This is a genomic window from Pontibacter litorisediminis, from assembly GCF_029360645.1.
Lineage (GTDB): Bacteria > Bacteroidota > Bacteroidia > Cytophagales > Hymenobacteraceae > Pontibacter > Pontibacter litorisediminis.
The window spans coordinates 156,648-179,560 of the sequence record NZ_JARDUA010000008.1 but is presented as its reverse complement, the minus strand read 5'-3'; the positions used below and the strand labels follow the sequence as shown (position 1 = coordinate 179,560).

The following is a 22,913-nucleotide window of genomic DNA, read 5'->3' as shown; positions in this document are numbered from 1 at the left end:
ATGCGAATGGAAGCGAATACAGGACAGAACCAAAATACTTAACGCACTAAGTAGATATTCGAGGCAGCCCCTGAACATAACGCTATCCTCCAGCACTCCAACTACTGCGGGCTCCATGACTGCAGGTTTACTTCCTGGTAGCATCATCCAGGATCAACACCCAGTCCTGGTCGTCTCCCTGGGTGGGGGGTGTGAATACTTTAATTCCGCTGTTTTTAAACCGCCCGGCCTTGCTTGTCTCTCCCGTTCTGGGGTTGAACCAGGATGCCTGTACTTTTTTGCCTGTGATCTTCCCCAATTGTAATTCAAAAGGAAGCCCGGAGGAAGTATAGATAAAAGCGTAGGCCTTGCCCCGGGTAGCCTGCACACGCTCCTTGTAGTTATCAGAGACCGTTCCCACCAGCAGGGACTGGTCCGGGACGCGCTCCAGCATGGGGCGCGACTCCATCAGCTTTCGCACATGCGTCATGGCATTTGCCCCCGGCAGGTCCAGCGACTCATACCAGGGCATGGTGGCTTCAATGTGGCGGATGCGACCGGGCTCGTACATCTGCCAGATGTTGTTGCAGCCATACGTGTGGCCATGGGCGCCGGCAAAGAGACTCAGGTAGGCTTTCCGGCGGATATCGTTGGGGTCAGCATAGCCGTTCTTTTCCAGGTCAAAGCAGACGGGGATTTCCTCATACATGGGCTCCCCATCCATGGTTGGTTTCACAGTAGGCAGGTTGTAGTCATGGCTTATCTTCTCCCATACCTTAGTGTCAGCGCAGTGGCTTGTCTGCAGCATGTTAAAGTCCAACCAGTCATCCTCGTGGAACCACTTGGAGGAAGCTGTCTGGGGGTGAAAGGTCATCAACACCTTCTCCTTTCCGCCAACGGCGTCGGTAATGCCCCTGGCCATGGCCCGCCACACCTCCACATCAGCTGAATCCTCCCGCGGGTTTCTATCCCCGCCAATGACCCAGATAATGTTCTGTCTATCCTGATACCTCCTGCCGATGTAGCGGCCATAGGCATACGCATTCTGCGGGTTGAAAACCTCCGGCCCCACGCCCCACTTGTTTTTGAAGAGCTTGTCGCCCCAGGTGGGCAGCAGGGCCAGATGCAGCCCCAGTTCCGCCGCCTTGTCCACAATGAAATCAACATGGGCAAAATATGCCTCGTTCGGCTGGGTAGGGTCATCGTTGAGGAGCGGCGTGTGCCCGTAGGGACTGGGGTCGTGCAGCCCGTCGTGCTCGGCCAGCACCACCGCCTGGATGACGGTAAAGCCTTTGGCAGCCCTGTTGGTCAGGTAGGCGGTGGCATCCTCCCTATCGAGCCTGTGGAAGAGCTCCCAGGCCGTATCACCTAAATAGAAAAAAGGGGTGCCGTCGGTATGCACCAGGTAGCGGCCGTTATCGCTGACACGCAGGTCTGTCTGCGCAGTGGCAAGGAAGGGAACCAGCATGCTGAAAACGAAAAGAAAGACACAGCGCATGCTTTCTAGAGCGGATAGCTTCATATCAGGATTAAAATAGGTTAAAGAGACGAACAGGAAAGATACGTACAGTGCTGCCGGATACCTTCCCTGCGCTCGTGCTGTACTTTCCCATCATGCATCAGGAGCTCCTGACAGCCAAACAGCCTGTTGGCCGGTAACTGTTGTATGCTCCAAGAGGCTGCCCTTTACAGGGGCAGCACATGTATAAAGACAGAAAACCAGGGAGCCTTTGACAGGCTCCCCGGCTTTCTGTTATGTCTGCCGGCAGGAGTAAGGCGCCGTTAAAACTGCACCACAAACTTCTTGCTCACCTTCTCCCTGGCACTGTAGAACGTGGCAATATACATGCCCGGGGCCAGCTTTCGCACCCGCACCTCCAAAGCATTGTCGCCGCGGGCAAAACGGTATGGTTTATCTGCCAGCCTCCGGCCCGCCATGTCCGTTATCACCAGCATCCCCTCGGTCTGCTCCGGTACAGAAGCCTTCACGTGTATGCTACGCTCGGATGCCGCACGGACAAAGAACCCCGCGTGCTCCGTTTCCGTGGCAGCGCTTGCCCTGGCCACCAGGGCATTCACCTGAAGCGATGGCTGCGGCAGGTGCGAGGACAGGCGGATCTCATCGATACCCACCCTCGCCCCGTACGACACCTCACTCACCGGGCTTGGCACATCGAAACGGATGATGCGGATGCTGCTCTTGCCCGTCCAAAGGGGCAGCTGGCTCAGGTCCAGGGTGTATTCCTGAAAAGCCGTGTCCTGGCTGCTGATGGTAAACTCAGCATAGTTTGCCACATTGTCCCCTACAGGTCCCCACCAGTAAAACCGCGCCCTGGTGTCTGTCGTCCCGTTCCGGAGGCGGATGGTGGCATACCTGTACACAGCGGGGTCCACCGGCGCGTTGGCCGGCACATCATAGCGGATATTGTTATAGGTCTGGGAAGTGGTCAGGTGCAGGACGCCTACGGAAGTATAGGCCCCCGTGTAGTTGACGATATTCCAGCCCTCTACCCTGTTGCTGGCCACCGCCTCGTCAAAGCGCCAGGTATAGGCATGTTGCGGCGGAAGCGCGGCCAGCAGCCTTACCTGGTCTACCTGCACCTGCTTGCCCACAGAAGCGGCACTGGCTATCCCCGGCACATCAAAGCGGATGATGCGGATGCTGCTCTTCCCGGTCCAGCTGGCGTTCTGGCTCAGGTCGACGGTATACTCTTTAAAATCAGTGTCATTGCTGCTGATGTCAAACTCCACGTAATGGGCCACGTTATCGCCCACAGGCCCCCACCAGTAGAAGCGGGCTTTGGTATCCGGGGTCGTGTTCTTCAGCCTGATCACGGCATATTTGCTCATCGCAGGGTCAATGGCGTTACTGGCAGGCACGTCATACTTGATGTGCTGGTAGGTCTGCGCTACCGTCAGATCCAGTATGCCATTGGCAGCACTGGCATTGGTGTAGTTGGCGATCGTCCAACCGTCGATGCGGTTGCTTTCCAAAGCGCCGTTAAACTCCCAGCTATGGGTCTGCTGTTCCAGCTCCACCTCACCGGTGCAGGCGGTGTTAGCCGTCTTGTACTTCTCCAGCACGGCCATTTGTGGCCTGTCCTGCCCGTTGATAGGCTCCACCGCCAGGGTATAGCTCCCCCAGCGCGGGCCGGCAGCCCAGTAGGTTCCGTTCACGCAGTTGCGCTGCAGGAAAGCCAGCATGTTATCCAGGGCAGTCAGCCACCGGGGGTCGTTGTCGGGCACCCCGTATTCCCCCACGAAGCCCTGCAGGCCGTTGTCACGCAGCCACTTCACGAAAGGAGCTGTTCTGGTTATGCCGATGTCAGAGTCGGCCTGCTCCTGGTCGTAGGTGCCGTCATACTTACCGGAGGCATCGTCGTCGAAGTAAACGTGCGCCTCAAAGATCAGCTTATCAGCCGGGTCCTCCAGGTTTTTGAGGTTATCGCTGGCAGCGGGCCACCTGGCGGCAGAACTCCAGCTATCCCCTCCCACCACAATGGTGGTCTGGGTATCGGTGGTCCTGATTTTATCGATGATCGCCTGGGCTATCGTGAACCAGGGCGTGGAGGCGAGCATCCCGTGCGGCTCGTTCATGATCCCATAGCCCCAGACATTCTCATCATCCTTGAACGCGCCGGCCAGCTTGTGCCAGGCATCCGCCACGGCCGCTACGGGCAGGGCAGGATCACCGATGACATACTCTGTGCCTCCTATATTCCGGCGGCCATAGTTGTGCATGTCCAGCAGCACCCACATGCCCCTGGTCCTGGCCGCCTGCACAAAGCTCCTCATCCTGGCCAGCTCCTCGGCGCTTAAGGGGCCGTTGAGCGTTGGCTGTATCCGCTCCCACTTAAAAGGGAGCCGCACCAGGTTCAGGCCTTTTGCCTTAAAGTAGTCCAGCTCCGCTTCCGTTGGGTAGGAATAATCCGGTCCCCACACCTGGCCGAACTCCGCCCCCGCCAGGTTCACCCCGAATGGCGCCGGTACCCTGTCCGGCATCGCCCCTACGGGTTCCGGCTCCGGATGGGGCAGCTCCTCTGCGCTCAGCTTTACGTAGTCGATGGCCACCTGCCTGCCATAAGAAGCAGCCAGGAGCGGGCTGGGCACATCAAAGCGGATGATGCTGATATTCCCGCTCCAGCGGGAGTCGCTGCTCAGGTCTATTTTATATTCCTTGAAGGCAGTGTCGTTGGCAGAGATATCGAACTCGATGTAGGCGGCCGTTGCGGCGCTTCCCCACCAGTAGAACCGGGCCCTGGTGTCGGCCGTGCCGTTCTTGAGCCGGATCAGGGCTGTTTTACTCTGTGCAGGGTCTACCGTATTGGCGGTGGGCACATTATAGCGGATGTGGTTGTAGGTCTGCACACCCGTCAGGTTCAGGATACCCCCTGAAGTGGCAGCGTCGCTGTAATTGACCACCGTCCAGCCTTCCACCAGGTTGTTGACCACCGGCTCATCAAAATCCCAGCGGTGGGTAGTCTGCGCGTCCGGGTCTGTCTGGGCTCCAAGGCTCAGGCGGAACACATGCCCGATGGGCTTGTTGATAGTATAGATATGGTCGGCTACTTCGGAAAGCCGCCGCCCGGTCTCCTGCTCTTTGGGCTTTTCTACCAGGTAACTCTCAAAGAGCGCCTTGTTGGCGGTATACTTCGGATCATCCGTGTTCTTTAAATGCGCTATGAATGCCTTAACGTCGGCAAAGGCCGCATCCCGCAGCTCGGCAGGCAGGTAATTGATCTCCACCCGCCTGATGTCGCGCAGCTTGCGTTGCAGCGACCTGTAGAGCGAGGCCTGCGCCCGCACCTGCACCGCCTGCCTGTACTGCGGCGTGTGCTGCTCCAGGGCCAGGTTCACGCCCTTGCCCAGCTCCTCACGAGTATAGTTGCGGACAAAGGTTCCGTCTATCGTCAGGGCATACACGCCCGTTGCCAGACCGGAGACCTTGAGTATCTCAGTGTTCAGCTCCTGTGTGAAAGGCACCAGCTCCAGCGCCGGTGCTGCCTCGGCAGGCACGGGAAAAGGCAGGCTTTGGGCCAGGTAGCGAAACTCGAGCAAACTGTCTGTAGCCGTGATTTCCGTTACCGTGCAGCCCTTGCTGCGCTTTAGCCTGCCCCGGTCTATGCTCACTTCCGACACAAACCTTGGCGCTCCCGTGTCTTTGAGAAACTGGTAGGCCATGATGAAATTGCCCACCGTGCCCGGGTGGATCCGGTCATTGCTGATCAGGGAAGCCTTGGGATTGGTGGACTGCACCTGCTGGTTCAGGCTATCAAGAATCGTCCAGTAATCCACCACTTTCAGGTTATACTGCTGCGCCAGCTCATCAATGATCCCGGTACACCGCTCCAGGGCATCGTTCACACCGTACATGTTCTCGGCCGGCAGGTCGCCTGTCTGGTCGTAAATACTTGGCTTCTGCAGGATTACCTTCGTACCGGCCTGCAGCAGCCGTTGGATCACCTGTTCCATATAGCCCCTGTAATCCTCCAGGGCACGTTGCTTCCTGGCCTCAATGTCTGGTTCCTGTTGCCTGGAGGCCGCATAAAGGGCTCTGTTCACATCGTTCATCCCGGCCATCACCACCGACCAGTCAGCGGGCCGGGCCAGGATGTCGGTGTCCATCCGGCGCAGGAAGTTATTGGCATTGTCTCCCCAGATACCGGAGTTGTAGAAGGTGATTTTCTGGTCGGGAAAGCGGGTGGCGTAGTACAGCAGAATGAAGTTGTGGAACTCCCCGCTATGGGTAATGCTGTTGCCGATGAAGTTCACGCGGTCACCGTTCTTGAAAAGAACGTCTCCGTCGCCCTGAGCACTAACAAGGTGCTGTAGCATTACTAGCAGCAAGGCTAGCAGGCAGGCTGTTTTCTTTACCATGGCATTGTATCTAAAGTTATAGGTTGCCTTCCATCAGGGCTTACCAGCGCTACCTGTGCCTCTCCTCCCGCTGCCCTGCAGCCCCTTCTTTTCTCTCTCCTGCAAGTCAACGGCTTCTATTGCGAAAGCGGGGTCACCGCGCCGGCATTTGCCCTCAGCAGCTCCCTGGCCCAACTTTCCTGCAGCAGAAAGTAGAGCCGGGAGTATTGTCCCGTTTCCCAGCTCTGGCGGGCCAGCGCCAGGTAAGGCGCGTATTTGCCCGTGTCAGTGCCTTTCTCCTGCCCCACTTGCCACACCCGCTCGTAGGCTGCCTGTAACTTGTTGTACCATTCTTTAGGGACTTTCACCTCTCCACCTACTACACGCTGGTCCACCGACGCGCTGGTAAAGACCTGCAGCCCGTAGGGCTCCAGGCTCAGGCGATGCTTCCGGGACTTTCTGCGTGAATTGCCTGTAACAGGCTCCCGGAGTGCTCCCGCCTCCTTCAGCCTCACGTTGATTTCCACAGGCTCCGGCAGGGTGTTCAGCACGTAGAAGTAGAGCCTGCCGTCCACCACCTGTTGTCGGATACGCACCGGGTCCGATACAGCCGGCACCTCCTCGAACTTTACCGCCGGCAAGGCCTGAAGGGCCTGTGAGAAACGCGCCAGCTCCTGCTCCATCCCGAAGGTGCCCACCACATAGCCCCCCTTCACCATGCTAGTAGCATCCAGGTGATGCAGCGCGAACATGTAGGGCTCCAGACTATGGAACCTGGCCCCGTTAAAGGTGGAGGCGCGCCACACCATCTCCCTTACGCCCATGGCTTTGAGCCCTTCCAGCGGCTGCTCACTGCCGACCGGGTCTTCCCAATAGCGGTCATGTATGGTCATGCGCACCTGCTTATGATCTGTTAAGGAGGCCACCACCTCCGGCGCCGTCATCACGGTGCGGTTGACCTCATGGCGGGCGGGCGGGTAGTGCGATCGCTTCCAGCGCAGGTCGGCCGGCACGGAGGTATAGTTGAGCAAAATGTTGGGGTGGTCCTTATACAGCGCCGGATCGATGCCCATCTCCCGCATCACCTCTACCGGCGGCTGCGCCAGGTAATCAGCCAGGCGCTCGTTGTGGGTCAGGTGCACAAACACATTCAGCTTCAGCTTCAGGTCAGCACGGTAGGCTGCCATCTGGCTCGCCATGGCGGCGTAATGCTCGTAGAGCACCTGGCAGCGCCAGTCGATCCAGGCCTTCCTGGCAGCCGGGTTTTCCATCAGCCAAGTATAACTTTTGGCAAACCGCTCCGGATCGCCCGGAGTATAGGTGGGAATGCGAATGCCTGCCTCTTTCTGAAAGCGCTGCAGGTTGGAGTCGTTGTAGCCCGAGGCCAGGGACCCGAAGGTAAACAGCTTGGGGCGGGCCATCACCAGGGAGATGCCGTCAAAGGCGGGCGCCTTGGCATACCGCGCTGTGATCTCCTGCACAATAGCATTTACCGAGGCCATCACCCGTGGGTCAGCCGGGTTGTAGTTCGGGTCCGCACCGTGCCAGTAGCCATACCATAGCTTCCCGTCTTTGTTGATGTTAATAACCGTCTCATCGCCTTTGTGGATGCGCGCCGTATCAGCCACCGCATACTTGTTCAGGCTGGGAAGCGTATGGATGTGCAGGCCGGCCGTGAACTTCATGTTATGCTCCCCGAGTCGCTGCAGCAGGTAAGCCGGGTAGCCCGCCGGGTGCGGCCGCTGCCCACCCTGCGCCCCGTCAATGTCCGGCTGAAAAGGTTCCACCGCGGTCCCGTACAAAGGCCCGGCATACCAGGCCAACGGATACTCGACCTCGGTCTGCCCGAAGGACTGCATGTATTGAATCATCCTGTCGGCTGCCTTTGTGAACCCTTTCAGGTCGCGGCCGGTACCGAAATTATGGAACAGCACCGGGTCCTCGTAGTAAAGCCCCGTGCTGCGGGCGGGCACGCTCCCCGCAAACCTCCCATTGGTGGAGGCAACCGCAAAATCCTGCAGCCTGTACACTTTTATCCCCTGCACCGCCGCCGGGTAGCCTTCCTCGGCGGTCATGAAGATGAATGCCTGCTTTTTAGAGCGCGGCCAAAAGACCACGCGGTGCTCCAGCATCTTGTGGGAAAGCGGGTACTCCTCCCCGGTGAACACCCCCGTGTGCACCTGAAAGTCTATGTTGTTGCCAAAGTCCTGCAGCATCACCTCCATGGTTCTGGGCTTGTCATCGGGGTAGGTGATCACGGCCACATGCGGCTCATTCACATCACGTACCTCGAAGCCCAGGGCAAAGCGGTCGCGCACCTTACTCCCACCCTCCCGGTAGGCCCCCAGGGCCGAGGAAACAGTGGTGGTACCGCCCGCCTCTCCCACAGGCGGCTGCGTTACCGCATCCACCTGGGCAATCAGTGTCTGCCGGGCAGGCTGCGCAGCAGGTGCCTCGGAGGCGGCTATCACCTGCACAGGGGCCTGCACTTGTCTTGGTTGTCTGTTTTCTGTGTAGGATAGGGTAAGGGTATAGGTGCTGGCAACGGCAACGGCCAGGGGCACATGCAGCATTTGCCTAGTTAGACCGCTTATGGTTTGATCCGGCAGCGGGCCCTGCAGCAGGGCCGTGCCCTTTTGATCAGAAAGGACGTAGCTTAAACGCGTAAGCAGTATACTTTCCCGGCCGGGGTTGTGGATAGCCACCGGTATGCTTCCTGGCACGGACGCACGGATAAAGGGATCCAGCAGGACCACTTCCGCCGAAAAGGCCCGGTACTGGCCGAAGGCTTTTCTTGCCTCCTCTTCCGTTATCTCCCGGTCATAGATGACCAACTCATCCAGGGCAGCCTGGCACGCCTGCTCTCCCCGGGCATTGGCGGCCCCTACAAAAAAGGTATCATAGGTTTTAGGAGTCCACCCAGGCATCCAGCCTATCGAAGCGGGCATCCCGTCTACATAAATGGCTGCCCCCTTCTTCACATTCCAGGTAAAGGCCAGGTGGTGCCACTCCTGCCTGTCCCAGGCATCGATCTTGTGGTAGTAGATATGCGAGTCCTTCGGGTCCTTCAGGCTGAAGCGGATGAAGCGGCCGGGATACAGCTCGATCTTCAGGCTGTTGCTGCCTTTTGCCTCCGGCCCGCCCTCACTGAAAAGGGTCAGGGGGCCTTTAGCGTTTGCCTCATCCTCCGCCGGCAATTTCAGCCACATGGCGATCGTGCCCTGGTTATTATCCAGGTTCCCTGCCGCCGCGTACTGCAGCACCTGCCCAGGTTTGAAGAAGGCGGCTGCGCCTTTGATTCCGTCTACTGCCTCGGGCCTGTTTCCGGCTTGAACCGGACCTGAGGCCCCATTTGCACTGGCTCCCAGACTTTTCTCAAAACCCAGGTGGAACAAGGCTTTTGCCTCCCGCTGTACAGGCGCCTGCGCTTGCTTGTCAGCAGAGGCTGTTGCCTGCCCATAGGAGGTGAGGATAAACAGGAAAAAAAGGTACGCAACTGCCGTCTTCATAAGCAACCTATCAATTTATTCTACTATCACGGATTCGATGTTGAGGTATTCCCCTATCTTCCTGATGGTCTCGGCATGGTGCCCGACACCCAGGGCAAAGTGGTGCGTCGGCCCCTCTTTTACCCACTTTTTCAGGAAGGTTCGCACATCCGGCTTGAAGTACCCCCTGGTGTTGGTATTGCCGGTCGGCGGGATGGGGCCCTCCACGGAGGTTCCCTCGGCAATCACGAACTTGAACTTACCCTCGTAGGTCGAGGTAATGCTAAGCATGGTGATCGGGCCTTCCTTTATCTTAAACTCCACGCCGGCACCGAAGCCCGGCTTCCCGTGGTATTTCTTCAGGCTTCGCAACACGGGCTTGCCCTGTGCGATCGTGACGTTATGGGGCCCGTCATGGCCGACCAGGATAAAATTCTCCTTGAAGTCCACCGGGTGGAACTCAGCAAAGCTTCCCCCAATGCCCAGGCGCTCCATGATGAGCATGGCAATGCAGCACTTCAGATCAGACTCCCCGCACATGGGGAAGCCGGCACCCGTTAACAGGGAGTTGCCCACAATCAGATTGGTCATCACCATACGGGTATCGCTGTTGGCCTCGCCTTCGTAGTAGTAGGCCAGGCCATCGAGCTTTCTGTCCTTTACAAAGTTCTCCAGGGCTACCGATACACGGGCAGCCACTTCCAGATCCGCGTCACGGAGCTTTTCCGATATCGGGTCAGATACCGGGTCCGGCGTATCAAAGAAATCCAGAATGCGCTCCTTCTCCGCCTCCACATCCGATTTAGCCACGTGCCTGTACTTTTGGACGATCTCATGCGCCTCGCACTGCACAATGTGCACCCCGAAATGCGCCGTCAGCATGGTCGCATCCGAGTGCATATCCAGCATTGCCTCGATCGGGTGACCGATATGTCCGATGCGTGCGGTTTTCAGGTCGTGGAGCACGCGGGCCATGTCGCAGTACTTCCCTATCTCCTGTTCCGCTGCCTCATCCTCATGCAGGGTACCGATGATCACGTCCGGGGCTTTCTTCCCCATACGCACGGCCACCCCGGTGAACTCCGGCAGCGAACAGATGTCGTCATTGTACAGTTGCTGGTGCGTGGAGGCCTTGCTGTAATCCAGTGCCTTGTCCGGCTGCAGTGCCACCAGCACGATGGGCACATCCACACTCTTGATGATGATGCCGAAGGTGCTGGAGGTGGCATACGTCAGCATGTCACAGAAGATAAGGTCCAGGTTTGCCGCCTTCAGCTTCGGCAGCAGCTCGTAGGCGCTTTGCACGTCATCCACCATCCCAAAGTCAATCACTTCTGCCTGGTGCTTTTTCACCTTTTCCAGGAAGACGGCCTGCTTCTCCAGCATCTGGTCGTACAGCCCTTCGAACTGCTCCCAATACTTGGCATAGCCCACGCCAAAAACACCGATCCTTGGGGTTGTTGCCTTTCGTTTCTTAATTGTGGGAGACATATGGGCATTTGCTACAGGCTCTACCACAGCCGACTCTACGATTTGATCCATATTGATAAATTTGATTATATATTGCTTTTACTAAACGCACTAAGGTGAAGCAAACCACTGCTGTCCCTGGCCAATCAGAGCGTTATTCCCAGGCGTACCCCGGCAATCCGATGGCGCGGTCAGCAGCTTCTTGCCACCACCTTTTATACTTAACGCACTAAGTTAAAAAAAATAAAGGATATTCCCTGCCAATATGCAGGTGTATGGTGTATGGCGCATTCCTTACCGCCCCTGTTCCGGTATTCTGGTTCGGGCAGTTCAGGAGCCTGGCCTGTTTTCTGCCAGCCAGGCTCCATCAGCTGCATTCACCTATCATTCACTCACTTTAATTTCGAATTGCTTCACAGTTTGCTTGTGTTCATCCACGCTGTAGTTTGAACCCAGAAAGGTCACGGTGTAGGTGCCAGGCTGGTTGTACACGAAGGTATGCCCCGCCAGGGCGTTAGTGCCTATGTTCTGGAGGGGCACGCCCCTGTCTGGCGGCACCTTGGTAAAGAACAGTGGCTTGGTGACAAACCAGTCCTCGCTCTCCGGCGCATTCTTACCACCTCCAATGATCACCAGGTCCACGATCGGAGTGCCCCTGGAATACCAGGCATTGGCGTCATTGGTGATGCTGAAGGGCTGCCAGCTGGCCGTCTGCAGTGTGGTCACGGGTATGGCGGAGCCATCAGGCAGCAGCGTGGCAGCGTTAAAATCCCGCACGATCCAGTTGCCGGCGGCACGGTCCGGGTCTGTTTCTCCCTTAAACTTGAAGGCAAAGAACAAGGGTTTGCCTGACACAGCGAGATCCGAGAGATCGATGGTTCCTGAAGGCGTGATAGTAGGGTCCGGCGCGATGGCCGCTCTGTCGGTAATGTCTGTCCAGTTCGCGGCAAGCACCCCTTCCTTTGTCAGCGCCTGCAGATCTGTGGTCACCATCAGCCTCAGCGACTCACCCTGGGTGCCGCCGCCGCCATACTGTGTCACCAGGTCGATCTGTGGCTTGCCTCCTTCCACTTCGGTACGCTCCCGGAAATTATAGTCTGCCCCCGGTAGCCCTGAGTAGAAGGTAATATTGCCGGCATAGCCGCTGAAGGTGAAGGTAACGGGCTCCCCCACTTGATAGGTTGTCTTTTCGACCTGCACATCAAAGTCCGGGGCATCCACTTCCAGGTTCTTCTCGCAGGAAGCCAGCGCAAAGGCGGCCAATAGAATGATGAAGATATGTTTCATGACTTCGTTCCGTTTATTAATATCCTGGGTTTTGTGTTAAGGCTTTGTTCAAAGCCAGGTCGTAGGTAGGAATCGGTAGCAGCAGGTTTCTTTCCGCTACGTTGGTCTGCGCCAGCACATGCCCCTGCACCGCTCCATTGGCAAGGGCCCAGGCCATGTACGCCTTCATGTCCCCGATGAAGTTACCCCAGCGGATCAGGTCCGGCCTTCGGGAGCTCTCAAAGCAGAGCTCACGCGCCCGCTCATCCTTCACCGCCTGGAGAAAGTCCTCCTTGCCCAGCCCGGGCTGCAGGTCCGCATCGGCCTGCTCGGTCAGCACGGCCATAGCGGCGGCCCCGCTGCCCGAGTCGCCGGCTTTTGTCTCAAAGGTGATGGTGGGCGGCGTAACGTAACCATTTGTGAACTCACCGGGCTTGGGCTCATAGAACACCCCCGCCACTTTTCCCTGGGCTTCCCCCTCAGCAAAAGCCAGGTGAACCCTGGCCATCCCACTGGCCGTCGCGTTCACGCCGTTGATGTACACATCAGGGGCTACGGTATACCCTGTGCCCCCATCTGTCATTTCGATGTATTTTAACGGTTGGCTTCCTTCACTTAACACACCGTATCCCCTCCTGCGCACTTCGTTGATGGCCTCATAGGCCAGGGCAGTCGGTCCGTTAACCTCGTTCTCCGCCTCTGCCAGCATCAGCAGGACGTCCGAGTAGCGGAGGATCGGGAAGTTCTGCGCGGAAACAGAGGCGTCCTTGGGCGTCAGCGTTTCATACTCTCGTCTCCATTTCCCCATCGTCCTGCGCCACAAATCCGGGTTATGTGTCTTTATCCCCGGATTGCCAGCGTAGGTAAAGGTGGCAATATTCCAGTCCCGGCGCATATCCGGTGAGTTCAGCGGCACTCCTTCCTCGACAGGTGCCTTCTCATACAAATCATACAGCTTCTTGGTCGCCAGCACCTGGGCGCTGCTGCGCCCGATAACCGGGTCGGCGCTCCGGATACCTCCCCTTACGCCCACATAGTAGGTATACTCCTGCAAGCCTGCTGACAACAGCCCGTGGAACTCTACCTCCCAGATGCTTTCGCGGATGTCATACTCGTCCCGGGCATACTTAATGAACACATCACTATAGTCCGGGTTCAGGGCATGCATCCCCGAGTCCTTTACTTTCCTGGCCCACTTCAGGGCCTCGGCATACTGTGATTTGTCATTCAGCGGGTACCCTGCCATCGTCAGATGCACTTTGGCCAGGATGCCCTGTACCGCTGATCTGGACACCCTGCCGCCCCCGCTTAAGTTGACGGCCTCTTCCACCAATGCCTCGGCTTCTGTCATGTCCTTTACGATAAGGTCGTACACCTCCCGTACCGGAGAGCGTGGCACGTTCATGTTATCTATATCCGGGGCATCGGTTAATAAAAGCGGCACATCGCCAAAGTTGCTGGCCAGCAGGAAATAGTAGTAAGCCCTTAGAAAAAGGGCCTGTCCCTTGATCTGGTTACGCCTCGACTCATCCAGCTCCGGGTTATCCACCTTGGCCAGCACCAGGTTCGCCCTGTAGATCCCCTGGTAGAGCACCTTCCAGAAATCAGTTATCTGCGCATCGGCAGGGGTGTAGACATAGGCCGTTGTGTTAAGTTGCCCGGTATTGGTATAGCTGATATCGGTGCTGACATTCAACCAGTACGGTAACACGTCACCATACACCGCCCTGTTACCTAATACATCATACACCCCGGCAAGGCCGGTCTCCAGCTCCCCTATCGTTTTGTAGGTCGGGGCAACAAAGTTTGTAGGCGCTGTATCGAGCAGGTCCTCGCAGGAGGTGGCGCCGACACATACCAGCAAGCTGAACAAATAGTATCTTAATTTCATGAGGAGTACAGTTTTAGCTTAAAAAGAGGTGGTAAGTCCAAAGGTGATCGTTCTGGCAAGCGGGTAGGACGCAAAGTCAAATCCCGGGGTCAGGGCCGAGTGCCTGGTAGACACATCCGGGTTGGAGCCGGAGTAGTTTGTCCAGGTATGGAGGTTCTGCGCAGCCGCATACACCCGTAGGGAATTCAGCCTGAGCCTGTTGACCAGGGCTTCATTGAAGGTATAGCCCAGCGATACCGTCTTCAGCCTGAGGAAAGAGCCATCCTCCACCTCCCGGCTTGAATAGTAGGTATCCCGCTTACCGGCTGTCCTGAAGTGCGTGTTGCTCGGGTTCTCCGGGCTCCAGCGGTCGGCATAGTCGGCATACTGGTTCAGGGAAACCACCCGTTTGGCATTGCCTTCAAAGAAGAGCCTGTTGGCATTGATCAGGTCATTGCCGTAAGACCACTGGAAGAACACGTTCAGGTCAAAGCCCTTGTAGGCAAAGTTGTTGGACATGCCACCCGTATGGATCGGAATCCCTCTGCCGATCACCGTGAAGTCCATCTCATTTACCACCAGGTCACCGTTGATGTCCTGATACTTGATATCCCCGGGCTGGATGTTTGCCCTGGGCTGCCCGTTCGTGGGCACATTGTCCTTCAGCACGTAGTTTCCGAGCACCAGGTCAAAGTCTTCGTACTGGTACACGCCATCCCAGATCAGCCCGTACATCTGCCCGATCGGCTGCCCCACCTGGGCAATGTAAGGCGTGGTGTTCCGGAAATCGGTGTCGAAGTTCACGTTCTGCAGCAAGGCGGTCTGGCCCTCGTTCAATTCCATCACCTTGTTCTTGTTAAAGCTGATGTTGAAGTTCGTGCTCCACTCAAAGTCCTGGCCCTGCACATTGATGGTATTGAAAGACAGCTCCAGTCCCTCGTTCCGGATTCTGCCGATGTTCTTGTAAGCGGTAGCCGTATTGTAGATTGAGGTAAGGCCTGAGCTATAAGGCAGGTTGGCGTTCAGCAATACATCCTCTGTTGTCTTGCGGTACACATCCACCGTCAGGTCCACCCGCCCCCTGAACAGGGAAAGGTCATAACCGACATTTGACTGGATCGTGGTTTCCCACCGCAGGTTCGGGTTGCCGAAATTTTCCAGCAAGGCCCCCCTTGTCGGTGCCGCGTTATCAAACGAATACCCCCCGAACCTGGGAATAGCCAACGTGGACAGGTAGGCAAAGTCTGAGATGCGGTTGTTGCCGGTAGCGCCGTGGCTTACACGCAGTTTGGCATCGTGAATAAAATCAAGCTCCTTGAGGAAGGCTTCTTCGGACATTCTCCAGGCGAAGGCACCGGAGGGGAAGACGCCCCAGCGGTTACCGGGAGCGAACTTAGAAGAGCCGTCATAGCGCAGCGAGCCGGTGAGCAGGTACTTTGATTTATAGTTGTAGTTTACGCGACCCAGCAGGGAGGCCATGGACCAACGGGAGCTGCCGGAGACACCGAAGTTCGATGCGGCTTCATCCAGCCCGTCCACCCCGGTCCCCTCATTGAGTACCTGGATGGCGGAGAACCCATAGTCCCCGTCCTCTTGCTTTTGAATAACGGTGCCTGCCACCACGTCCAGGTTATGCACCCCGTTGAAGGTCTTCTTGTAAGTTAAGGTATTGGTGTTGTTCCAGTTGGATACCGGCCGGTAATAAACAAACCCGTTTTGCTTCTGATCCCTTCTCTCGTTGCCTGCCGTTGTCAGGGAGTTAAAGAAGCCGGTCCGCTCCACCGTCACGTTCGTCACGCCACCGGCTACCCGCAGGGTCAGCTCCGGAAGGAAGGCGTATTCGGCATAGGCATTGGCCCTGAAATTGTTGAGCTTTGTCTCCCTGAGCTCATTCTTGGCCGAGAGAATAGGGTTCACCCTGAAATCAGTGGTGGGAATAGAGGGATCGAAGAGCTCATCCAGCAGGTTCTCGTTCGCACCGGCAACCGGACGGAAGCCCCACACAGAGTAGAGCAGGCTGAGGTTGGCGTAGGTATAGGTATTGTCATTGGACTGGGTGACAATCGTACCATGCGTCTTCTCGCTGCTGTAGGTCAGGTCTGCCCCCACCTTCAGCTTCTTTTTGATGTCTTGATCCAGCGTCACCCTACCCTGATAGCGCCTAAAGCCGGAGTTGATGATGATGCCATCCAGGTCCAGCACATTACCGGAAATGGAGTAACGGGTGTTCTCAGACCCGCCTCGCACCGAAAGCTCGTGGTTCTGGACAGGGGAGCTTTGGTAAATCTCATCCTGCAGGTCGATGCTTTCCGCGTTGCGGTAGCTCTCGAGCGTCTTGCCATCTGCAAAGTACACCTTATTGGCAAATTCGGGGTTCAGCTCGCTCTGGTACTTCACAAACTCATAGGCATCCATCAGCTTGAGCGGCCTGGGGTTCTCTGAGAAACCATAGTAGCCGTTATAGGTGATAACAGGAGCCCCGGCCTGCCCGCGCTTGGTCGTGATCATCACCACGCCGTTTGCGCCCCGGGCACCATAAATGGCGGTGGCAGAGGCATCCTTCAAAATATCAATGGACTCAATATCACTGGGGTTTAAGGTGTTGGCGTAAGACTCCTCCATTGGAAACCCGTCAATCACATAAAGCGGTGCCGTGCTGCCTGTAATGGAGCCGATTCCCCTTATAACAATGTTGGTGTTGGCGCCTGGCTGGCCGTCATTCCCTGAAACAGTGACACCGGCCACACGTCCGGCCAGTGCCTCATCAAAGGATTTGACAGGCGCTTTCTCAAAATCAGCCATCTTTACCTGGCCAACCGCGCTTGGGATGTCTCCCCGCGTAGAGGTGCCATACCCAATGACCACCACCTCCCTGAGTTTCTGGTCATCCTTTGCCAGCTCAATGCTTAAGTTATCCTGGTTGCTTACAGGGACCTCCCCTGCCCGGAATCCCAGGTACGTCACCAAAAGGGTCGCCTTCTCGGAAACGTTTAGGGTAAACCTGCCTTCGTTGTCCGTGACCGTACCATTACTGGTCCCCTTCTCCACCACGGAGGCACCAATCAGCGGAAGCTTATCCTCCGCACCACTTACTTTGCCGCTGATGGGAATGCGGCTCTGCGCCTGTGCAGCGAGCAGGCTTCCCGCACCAAGCAGCAGGCCCAGCAGAAGCCCCATCATCCTGAGAGATAAAAGCTTGTGTAAAAAATGTATCATAGGAATAGTTTTTATGTAGTTGATCCTTCGTCTGTATGCCACAGAAAATTTTTATCCCCAACAGACAAATGCGAAAACGCACTCTTCCCGTATCCCCTTCCATGACACCATACTCCCTTCTCAGACAAGCAAACGCTTGCAGCCAAAATCCTAACGCACTAACTTTAATTTAAAAAAATTTTTAATTTTTACTCAGCTCCTTACCTGCTTCAGTACTGTATCCTTCTGTGTTACCGTCCCAAACGCAACAGGCCTGATCTTGGGAATTAAAATCAACAGCAGCAGGAATGCCAGCGGATACATGACACCTGCCACAACCCAAAGTGGGGTATAGGAATAGTTTTGGATAACAAGGCCCATCAGCGGGTTTATCAGCATGCCAGCCACCGCCCCGGCCGTACCCGAGAGGCCCACCACTGTAGAGGTGGCATACTTGCCGAACACATCGGAGATGGCGGTGATGTAGTTGGTGATCCAGAAGCCATGGGCCAGCATCAGGATGGCCATCAGCAGGATGGCTACATTCACTGAGCTCACCCAGGCGATCATAGGGGCCACCAGGGTGATTATGGCAGCAACGCCCATCACAATCTTCCGTGATTTATTAACTGAGAGATTTCGGGCCATGAGTTTATCAGAAAACCACCCCCCTGCGATATTTGAGACGCCCAGCGCCAGGAACGGGATCCAGAAAAGCTCACCGATCCGCTCAAAGGACAGCCCCCGCTCCTCATTGAGGTACTTGGGCACCCAGAACATCAGAAAGTAAAAAACCGGGTCTAACAGAAAGCGGATGAGGATAAAGGCGAACGCCTCCTTATTTTTAAGCAACGCCATGAAAGGCACGGATACGGGCTTTTCATGTGGCAGTTCCTCCACCGCCTGGGCCCTGCCCAGCTTGCGCCAGGGGATAAGCACCCAGACCAGCACCCAAACAATGCCGATGATGCCGGGGAGAATAAATCCCCAACGCCAGCCATAGTTGGAGGCGATCAGCATGGTTAAGGGAGGCGCCAGTACGGCACCGATCGCCGACCCACCGATAGCAATGCCATTGGCCATGCCGCGTTCCTTTTTCCCGAACCATTCATACACGGTTTTGGCAGCACCCGGGAAACAGGCCCCTTCGCCCACGCCCAGTAAAAACCTGAAGGCCAGCAGCTGACCAAAGCCGGTCATCACACCGTGCAGGCTAGTGGCCACAGACCACACGCCAACCGACAGCGCCATCCCCAGCTTCCCGCCAAACTTATCGATCAGCCTCCCGCCGACCGTGAACATGATCGCATAGCTTATGAGGAAACTGGTGTTCACCATACCATACTCCACATCGCTGATGTTAAACTCCTGCTGGATCTTAATGATCATCATCGACAGCACCTGCCGGTCCAAAAAATTCAGACCGGTGGCCACAAAGACCAGTATGAGAATAAACCAGCGAATAGGAGACTGCATAACTTAACGCACTATGTTGTATAAGTAATCACTCACTAAACCTACTAAAAGAAAAACCAAAAGGCAAGACTGTACTTCAATATTTTTATATATTGTTTAGACCAAAAGCCAAAAAAGCCCATCACAGGCTATAATGGCTAGAAAAACTAAGTTGGTTATTTTTTCCGTTTAAGCTATGTGTATCAATCTTAACGCACTAAGGGCTCATATCAAATGCCTTGTTAAGTGAGCGGTTACCGTTAAGATGCTAGAGAGAAGGATGCAAAGGAAGTGTTGTTTAGCAGAGGACCCGCCCCATAAAAATAGGGGCAAAAGAATAGAATAGAACTTACCGACAGGAACACCGGCAATGAAGTTATTTCAGGTAATGTGCCCCTGCTCCACCGAGGTTGAGCGCTCTGCTGTGTCGTTGTATTCCGGATTAGCCACGATCGCAAACTTGTACTTGTCTCCCCGGTAGTAGGACTTCTCGATTTCAAGCACCTGCTCAGGCTGGCAAAGGATCACACTGTCCAGCACAAAGACAGGAATCTGCTCTGCCACCTCAAAATTATTCTCCTCAGCCTCCGGCGCCATGATGGCTGCGCTTAATGTTTGCTTGATGTCTGTGATCTTGTGGTGATACTTATCCTCATATACCTTAAAATAAGAAATGTCTGTAGACATCATGTTGATTTTAGGACACAGCCTCAGGGAAATGTAGCGGATCTCGTCCTTGATGATCACCTCGTCGGCATAACGCAGCAGATGGATCTTCAGCACTGGGCCATCCATGATAAAGTGCCTCCCACTGATTTCGGAAGAGATGCCGTGCTGTAGAATGGACTTCTCCAACACAATGTTCTTAGGATTGAAGCCTTCTGCCCGCAGGCCCTCGTTGAAGCCACGCCGGGTAGCATCAATGGAGCCCAGTGTACGCAGCAAGTGGTGATCCTCCGTCCGGTTTAAAACAAAGGTGCCTTTCCCCTTGATGCGTTGTGCCCAGCCCTTGGACTCGATCTCAAGCAAACTTTTTCTTGCAGTCGTGTTGCTTACTTTAAACTGCTTGATGAGCTCATTCTCAGATGGAATCTTGTCTCCTGGCTGCAGCTCGCCCGCCTTGATTTTCTCAATGATCGACTCGCTTATCGTGATGAACTTCGGCTTCATTTACAGACTTTTTTGCAAAATAAAGTTCAATATATAAGAAAAAACAGAATTAGCGAATCACAAATTTAGCTTTTGACAAGAAATGTTCTCAAACTGAAATATACGCGTCAAGAAAAAACCTTAACAAGCAGAAGAACTTCCTGTGCTGTGCCTGTGGCATGCAGTTTCAGTATGCCTCTGAAAAGGTTGACTGCCGCCTCCAGGCAAAACAGTTGGTCTTTGGCATTCTGGTGAAAAATTCCGGCATCCGCGACTTTGAAGAGGTGACGAGCGTACACCGGCAGACTGAGCTACGATGTCTCATCTAACAGGCGGAAGCCTATTCACGCCAGCAAAGCCTACATCTCAGTGCAAATAGACGAGGTGTGGACGTTTGTTAAAGAACGGAGAAGATGCTAAAGGAGGCTTTTCTATGCCTACGCACCGGAGACGGGCGAGGTGCTGGCCTGGAGCAGCCAGGATACAGTCAGAAGGCTCTTTCGGTAGCTGGAGAAATGTAAAACTGACTACTTCAGAACCGATGCTGGCCGGCTTTTACTAGGGGGACACTCCTACAAGGCTCCCGGCTAAGGGGTGGTACTGCCCCAGAAAGACGGCACTGTACTGTTGAAAAATTTTTCAGCCTGAGCGGAATTGGAAGGCCACGCTTCAAGGCGTCATCGTCATGGAGCTGCAGAAATCCAGGGCGGCTCTGAGACAATACACACCTTATAATTTAATAATTTACGCCAGTCGCTGTAGGGCAACGACGGCGGCATCTGTGCTAGCCGGTTCCTCCTCGCCGGAGGTGCTGGCTGAAAGCATGGCCTACAGTTTCCTGAAACACAGCCGGACAAGCGGTGTGCAAAGGGCCCACTCCCGCCAAGCTAAAAAAACAGGCCACGCTGTGTGCGTGGCCTGTCGGTTTTTGTTCCTGCTTAACCTGACTTACTGCACCAGGTAGAGCTCGGTTTTACGGTGCACCTTGCCTTTCTCCGGCAGCACCTCGTACTCTACTTCTACCTGAAAACCTTTCGCTGCGAAATAGCGCTGGATATAGGCTTTCACGCTCCGGGCCCGCTGCTCGCTTACCCGCTGCTTGGCTGCAGGCTCGCCATATCCGTCTGAGTAGCCTTTTATGATAAAAGACGCACCGGACGGCTGCTGGCGCAGGAAGCGCGAGAGGCCAGCCAGCGCTTCCAGACTCAGGTGCACCCGGTTGAACTCATTGTAAAGCACCAGCGATGGAGCGGCAGCGCGGACAGGAGACTTTACGGCACGGGCAGCAGTGCCAACTTTCTTCGGCTCCACCTGCACCGGCACCTCTTCCTTTGCAAGCGGGGCTGAAACAGCCTCAGCAAGTGGGGCTGGGACAGCCGCTGCAGGCAGCTCCCCGAGTATGTAGGCGATGTAGCGGGGCTGTTGCTTGGCCGTACCGCTCACCCAGACGGTGCGGTCGCCACTCTTCCAGAAGTAGGCGTTATAAGCCTCCTGCTCGTTCACTACCCCCTGCAGGCGCACAGCCTCCCCCGGCTGCCCATTCTGCAGGGGTGCTCTGTAAATGTAGGCGGTCTCCCCCTGCTCACGAGAGAAGTACAGGGAGTCGTTGCTCACAAACGGAGCAAACTCCGCTCCCCTGGAGTTGACCTGCTTGCCTAGGTTGCGCGGCTTGGACCAGCTCTTGCCGTTCCACTCGCTCAGGTACAGGTCGTCATAGCCCTCGGTGCCTGCCAGCTCAGCGGCAATGAACAGCCGCCGCTGGTCTTCGGTCAGGAAAAGGCCCAGGTTGTAGGAGTGGTTGCGCATACGGGGCACGGGCAGCTCCTCTCCTTTCACGAACTCCCCGTTCGTCCACTTGTAGATACTGATTTTTGCGGCCTTCCTTCCTGATTTATGGTAGACAAACACCTCGCCTACCCCCAGGTTCCCGCCAATTACGGTGTTGATCTGGCCGGCGTTCAAGGCTGGAGCCCGCTCCGCCGCTTCCGGTTCTCCCCGGCGGGCAGTGTAGAGGTATTGCCCCCCTGCTTCTTTCTTGGTGACAAGCAGCATGTCCTCCCCCACCAGGGCAACACCGGCCATCTCATCATTACTCTCCACAAGCTTTGTCTGAGCCTGGGCCAGGTTCAGCCCCCCCAGCATCAACACGATTGTGCATACGATTTTCTTCATTTTCTCTTCGTTTTACCAGATGGTCACTTGCTTTCCGTACTTCGGGTATTTTACCGGGATCAGGTTATAGGTGAGGGAAATTTCGCTGGTGCTCCTGCTCACATGGCGGGCATCCTGCACCGGAATCTCATAGGCGTACCCTACCCTGAACTGGGCAAAGCGTACGCCGGCCGTGGCGCTCCAGGCCAGCTCCTGGCGGTAGCTGCCTCCGAGCCAGAGCATGTTCTGGTACACAGCCTTTAGCTGCAGTTCGGCGCTCTCTTTTAGCTGGTCGTCATACTGCCACATGGCGTTGGTCACCAGCCCAATCTCTTCGGTAATGGCGGTGCGGTAGCCCGCCTGCACCAGGTGCTTGCGGGTGTAGAGATCCTGCAGGAAGGCATCCCCACCCGACACGATGCCACTTTGGGTCACGTCCTGCATGGCATACCCGAGGTAGAACTTGTCAGCCGTCAGTGTCAGGCCCAGGTTCAGGTCCAGCTTGCCCTGTCGCAGGCGCTGGCCCAGCACCCCCTGGAACTCCGGGTCACTCTCGTTGTCCACCGTCAGTTTCGTACCGTCGAGGCGCTGGGCACTATAGGCAAGCGCTCCACCCCAACGCAGGCTAAGCTTCTCCGATAGCCGCACGCGGGAGGCATACCCCAGGTGCACCTGACTTTCCGAGAAAGGGCCGAACCCGTCCTGCAGCACGGTCAGGCCGAAAGCATGGCGGGCGCCGGCCTGGCGGTCGAAGAAATCGTGCTGCCTGGTGCGCAGCACATCGTTTTTTTGCCAGGCGGACAGGTCTGCCAGGTCCAGTTCGGCCGAGGCCAAGTAGGCTCTGGGGGCGCCCTCAAACCCCGACCACTGATTTCGGTGGAATCCTTTGAGCATAGAGCCCTCGTAGCCCGTCAGGGACGGGTTGTAGTATTGCTGAAACAGCTGAAAGTTGGCAATGTGCTTTCTGTTCTGGGCTTTCACACCCAGAACAGAAGCAGCTAACAATAAGGATAGGATTAACTTTTTCATCTTGA

At 56.1% G+C, this 22,913-nt stretch carries 11 protein-coding genes; all 11 read right to left on the bottom strand.

Annotation, left to right across the window (positions count from 1 at the left end):
- Nucleotides 1-127: 127 nt before the first annotated feature.
- The 11 genes from PXG97_RS19355 to PXG97_RS19305 all read right to left on the bottom strand — a co-directional run bounded on the left by PXG97_RS19355 (nucleotide 128) and on the right by PXG97_RS19305 (nucleotide 22,908).
- Nucleotides 128-1,447, bottom strand: a complete 1,320-nt coding sequence (locus PXG97_RS19355; RefSeq protein ID WP_276499484.1) for a glycoside hydrolase family 140 protein — start codon at nucleotides 1,445-1,447, stop codon at nucleotides 128-130.
- A 314-nt stretch (nucleotides 1,448-1,761) separates the two neighbouring features.
- Complete coding sequence (locus tag PXG97_RS19350; protein ID WP_276499483.1) at nucleotides 1,762-5,856, bottom strand: cellulase family glycosylhydrolase; 4,095 nt, start codon at nucleotides 5,854-5,856, stop codon at nucleotides 1,762-1,764.
- Between the two features lie 116 nt (nucleotides 5,857-5,972).
- The gene (locus PXG97_RS19345) at nucleotides 5,973-9,344 is read right to left on the bottom strand and encodes a LamG domain-containing protein (RefSeq protein WP_276499482.1); all 3,372 of its coding nucleotides are present in this window, start codon (nucleotides 9,342-9,344) and stop codon (nucleotides 5,973-5,975) included.
- A gap of 15 nt (nucleotides 9,345-9,359) precedes the next feature.
- Complete coding sequence (locus tag PXG97_RS19340; protein ID WP_276499517.1) at nucleotides 9,360-10,814, bottom strand: L-fucose/L-arabinose isomerase family protein; 1,455 nt, start codon at nucleotides 10,812-10,814, stop codon at nucleotides 9,360-9,362.
- Between the two features lie 363 nt (nucleotides 10,815-11,177).
- A complete protein-coding gene (locus PXG97_RS19335) occupies nucleotides 11,178-12,080 on the bottom strand; it encodes a DUF5017 domain-containing protein (protein ID WP_276499481.1) in 903 nt (300 codons plus the stop codon).
- A 16-nt stretch (nucleotides 12,081-12,096) separates the two neighbouring features.
- Nucleotides 12,097-13,950, bottom strand: coding sequence for a RagB/SusD family nutrient uptake outer membrane protein (locus PXG97_RS19330; RefSeq protein ID WP_276499480.1), 1,854 nt, complete (start codon nucleotides 13,948-13,950; stop codon nucleotides 12,097-12,099).
- A gap of 18 nt (nucleotides 13,951-13,968) precedes the next feature.
- Nucleotides 13,969-17,145 (bottom strand): SusC/RagA family TonB-linked outer membrane protein, encoded by a 3,177-nt coding sequence (locus PXG97_RS19325; RefSeq protein ID WP_276499479.1) that lies wholly within the window; start codon nucleotides 17,143-17,145, stop codon nucleotides 13,969-13,971.
- 192 nt (nucleotides 17,146-17,337) lie between these two features.
- A complete protein-coding gene (locus PXG97_RS19320) occupies nucleotides 17,338-18,600 on the bottom strand; it encodes an MFS transporter (RefSeq protein ID WP_276499478.1) in 1,263 nt (420 codons plus the stop codon).
- 360 nt (nucleotides 18,601-18,960) lie between these two features.
- On the bottom strand, nucleotides 18,961-19,749 hold the full coding sequence (locus tag PXG97_RS19315; protein ID WP_276499477.1) for a GntR family transcriptional regulator: 789 nt from the start codon (nucleotides 19,747-19,749) through the stop codon (nucleotides 18,961-18,963).
- 927 nt (nucleotides 19,750-20,676) lie between these two features.
- Nucleotides 20,677-21,900 (bottom strand): OmpA family protein, encoded by a 1,224-nt coding sequence (locus PXG97_RS19310; RefSeq protein ID WP_276499476.1) that lies wholly within the window; start codon nucleotides 21,898-21,900, stop codon nucleotides 20,677-20,679.
- A 12-nt stretch (nucleotides 21,901-21,912) separates the two neighbouring features.
- On the bottom strand, nucleotides 21,913-22,908 hold the full coding sequence (locus tag PXG97_RS19305; RefSeq protein ID WP_276499475.1) for a PorP/SprF family type IX secretion system membrane protein: 996 nt from the start codon (nucleotides 22,906-22,908) through the stop codon (nucleotides 21,913-21,915).
- Between the last annotated feature and the right edge of the window lie 5 nt (nucleotides 22,909-22,913).

Bases quoted from the DNA above. Each gene is read 5' to 3' on its own strand.
- PXG97_RS19355 (WP_276499484.1), bottom strand. From the start codon at position 1,447: ATGCTGGTTCCCTTCCTTGCCACTGCGCAGACAGACCTGCGTGTCAGC.
- PXG97_RS19350 (WP_276499483.1), bottom strand. From the start codon at position 5,856: ATGGTAAAGAAAACAGCCTGCCTGCTAGCCTTGCTGCTAGTAATGCTA.
- PXG97_RS19345 (WP_276499482.1), bottom strand. From the start codon at position 9,344: ATGAAGACGGCAGTTGCGTACCTTTTTTTCCTGTTTATCCTCACCTCC.
- PXG97_RS19340 (WP_276499517.1), bottom strand. From the start codon at position 10,814: ATGTCTCCCACAATTAAGAAACGAAAGGCAACAACCCCAAGGATCGGT.
- PXG97_RS19335 (WP_276499481.1), bottom strand. From the start codon at position 12,080: ATGAAACATATCTTCATCATTCTATTGGCCGCCTTTGCGCTGGCTTCC.
- PXG97_RS19330 (WP_276499480.1), bottom strand. From the start codon at position 13,950: ATGAAATTAAGATACTATTTGTTCAGCTTGCTGGTATGTGTCGGCGCC.
- PXG97_RS19325 (WP_276499479.1), bottom strand. From the start codon at position 17,145: ATGATACATTTTTTACACAAGCTTTTATCTCTCAGGATGATGGGGCTT.
- PXG97_RS19320 (WP_276499478.1), bottom strand. From the start codon at position 18,600: ATGCAGTCTCCTATTCGCTGGTTTATTCTCATACTGGTCTTTGTGGCC.
- PXG97_RS19315 (WP_276499477.1), bottom strand. From the start codon at position 19,749: ATGAAGCCGAAGTTCATCACGATAAGCGAGTCGATCATTGAGAAAATC.
- PXG97_RS19310 (WP_276499476.1), bottom strand. From the start codon at position 21,900: ATGAAGAAAATCGTATGCACAATCGTGTTGATGCTGGGGGGGCTGAAC.
- PXG97_RS19305 (WP_276499475.1), bottom strand. From the start codon at position 22,908: ATGAAAAAGTTAATCCTATCCTTATTGTTAGCTGCTTCTGTTCTGGGT.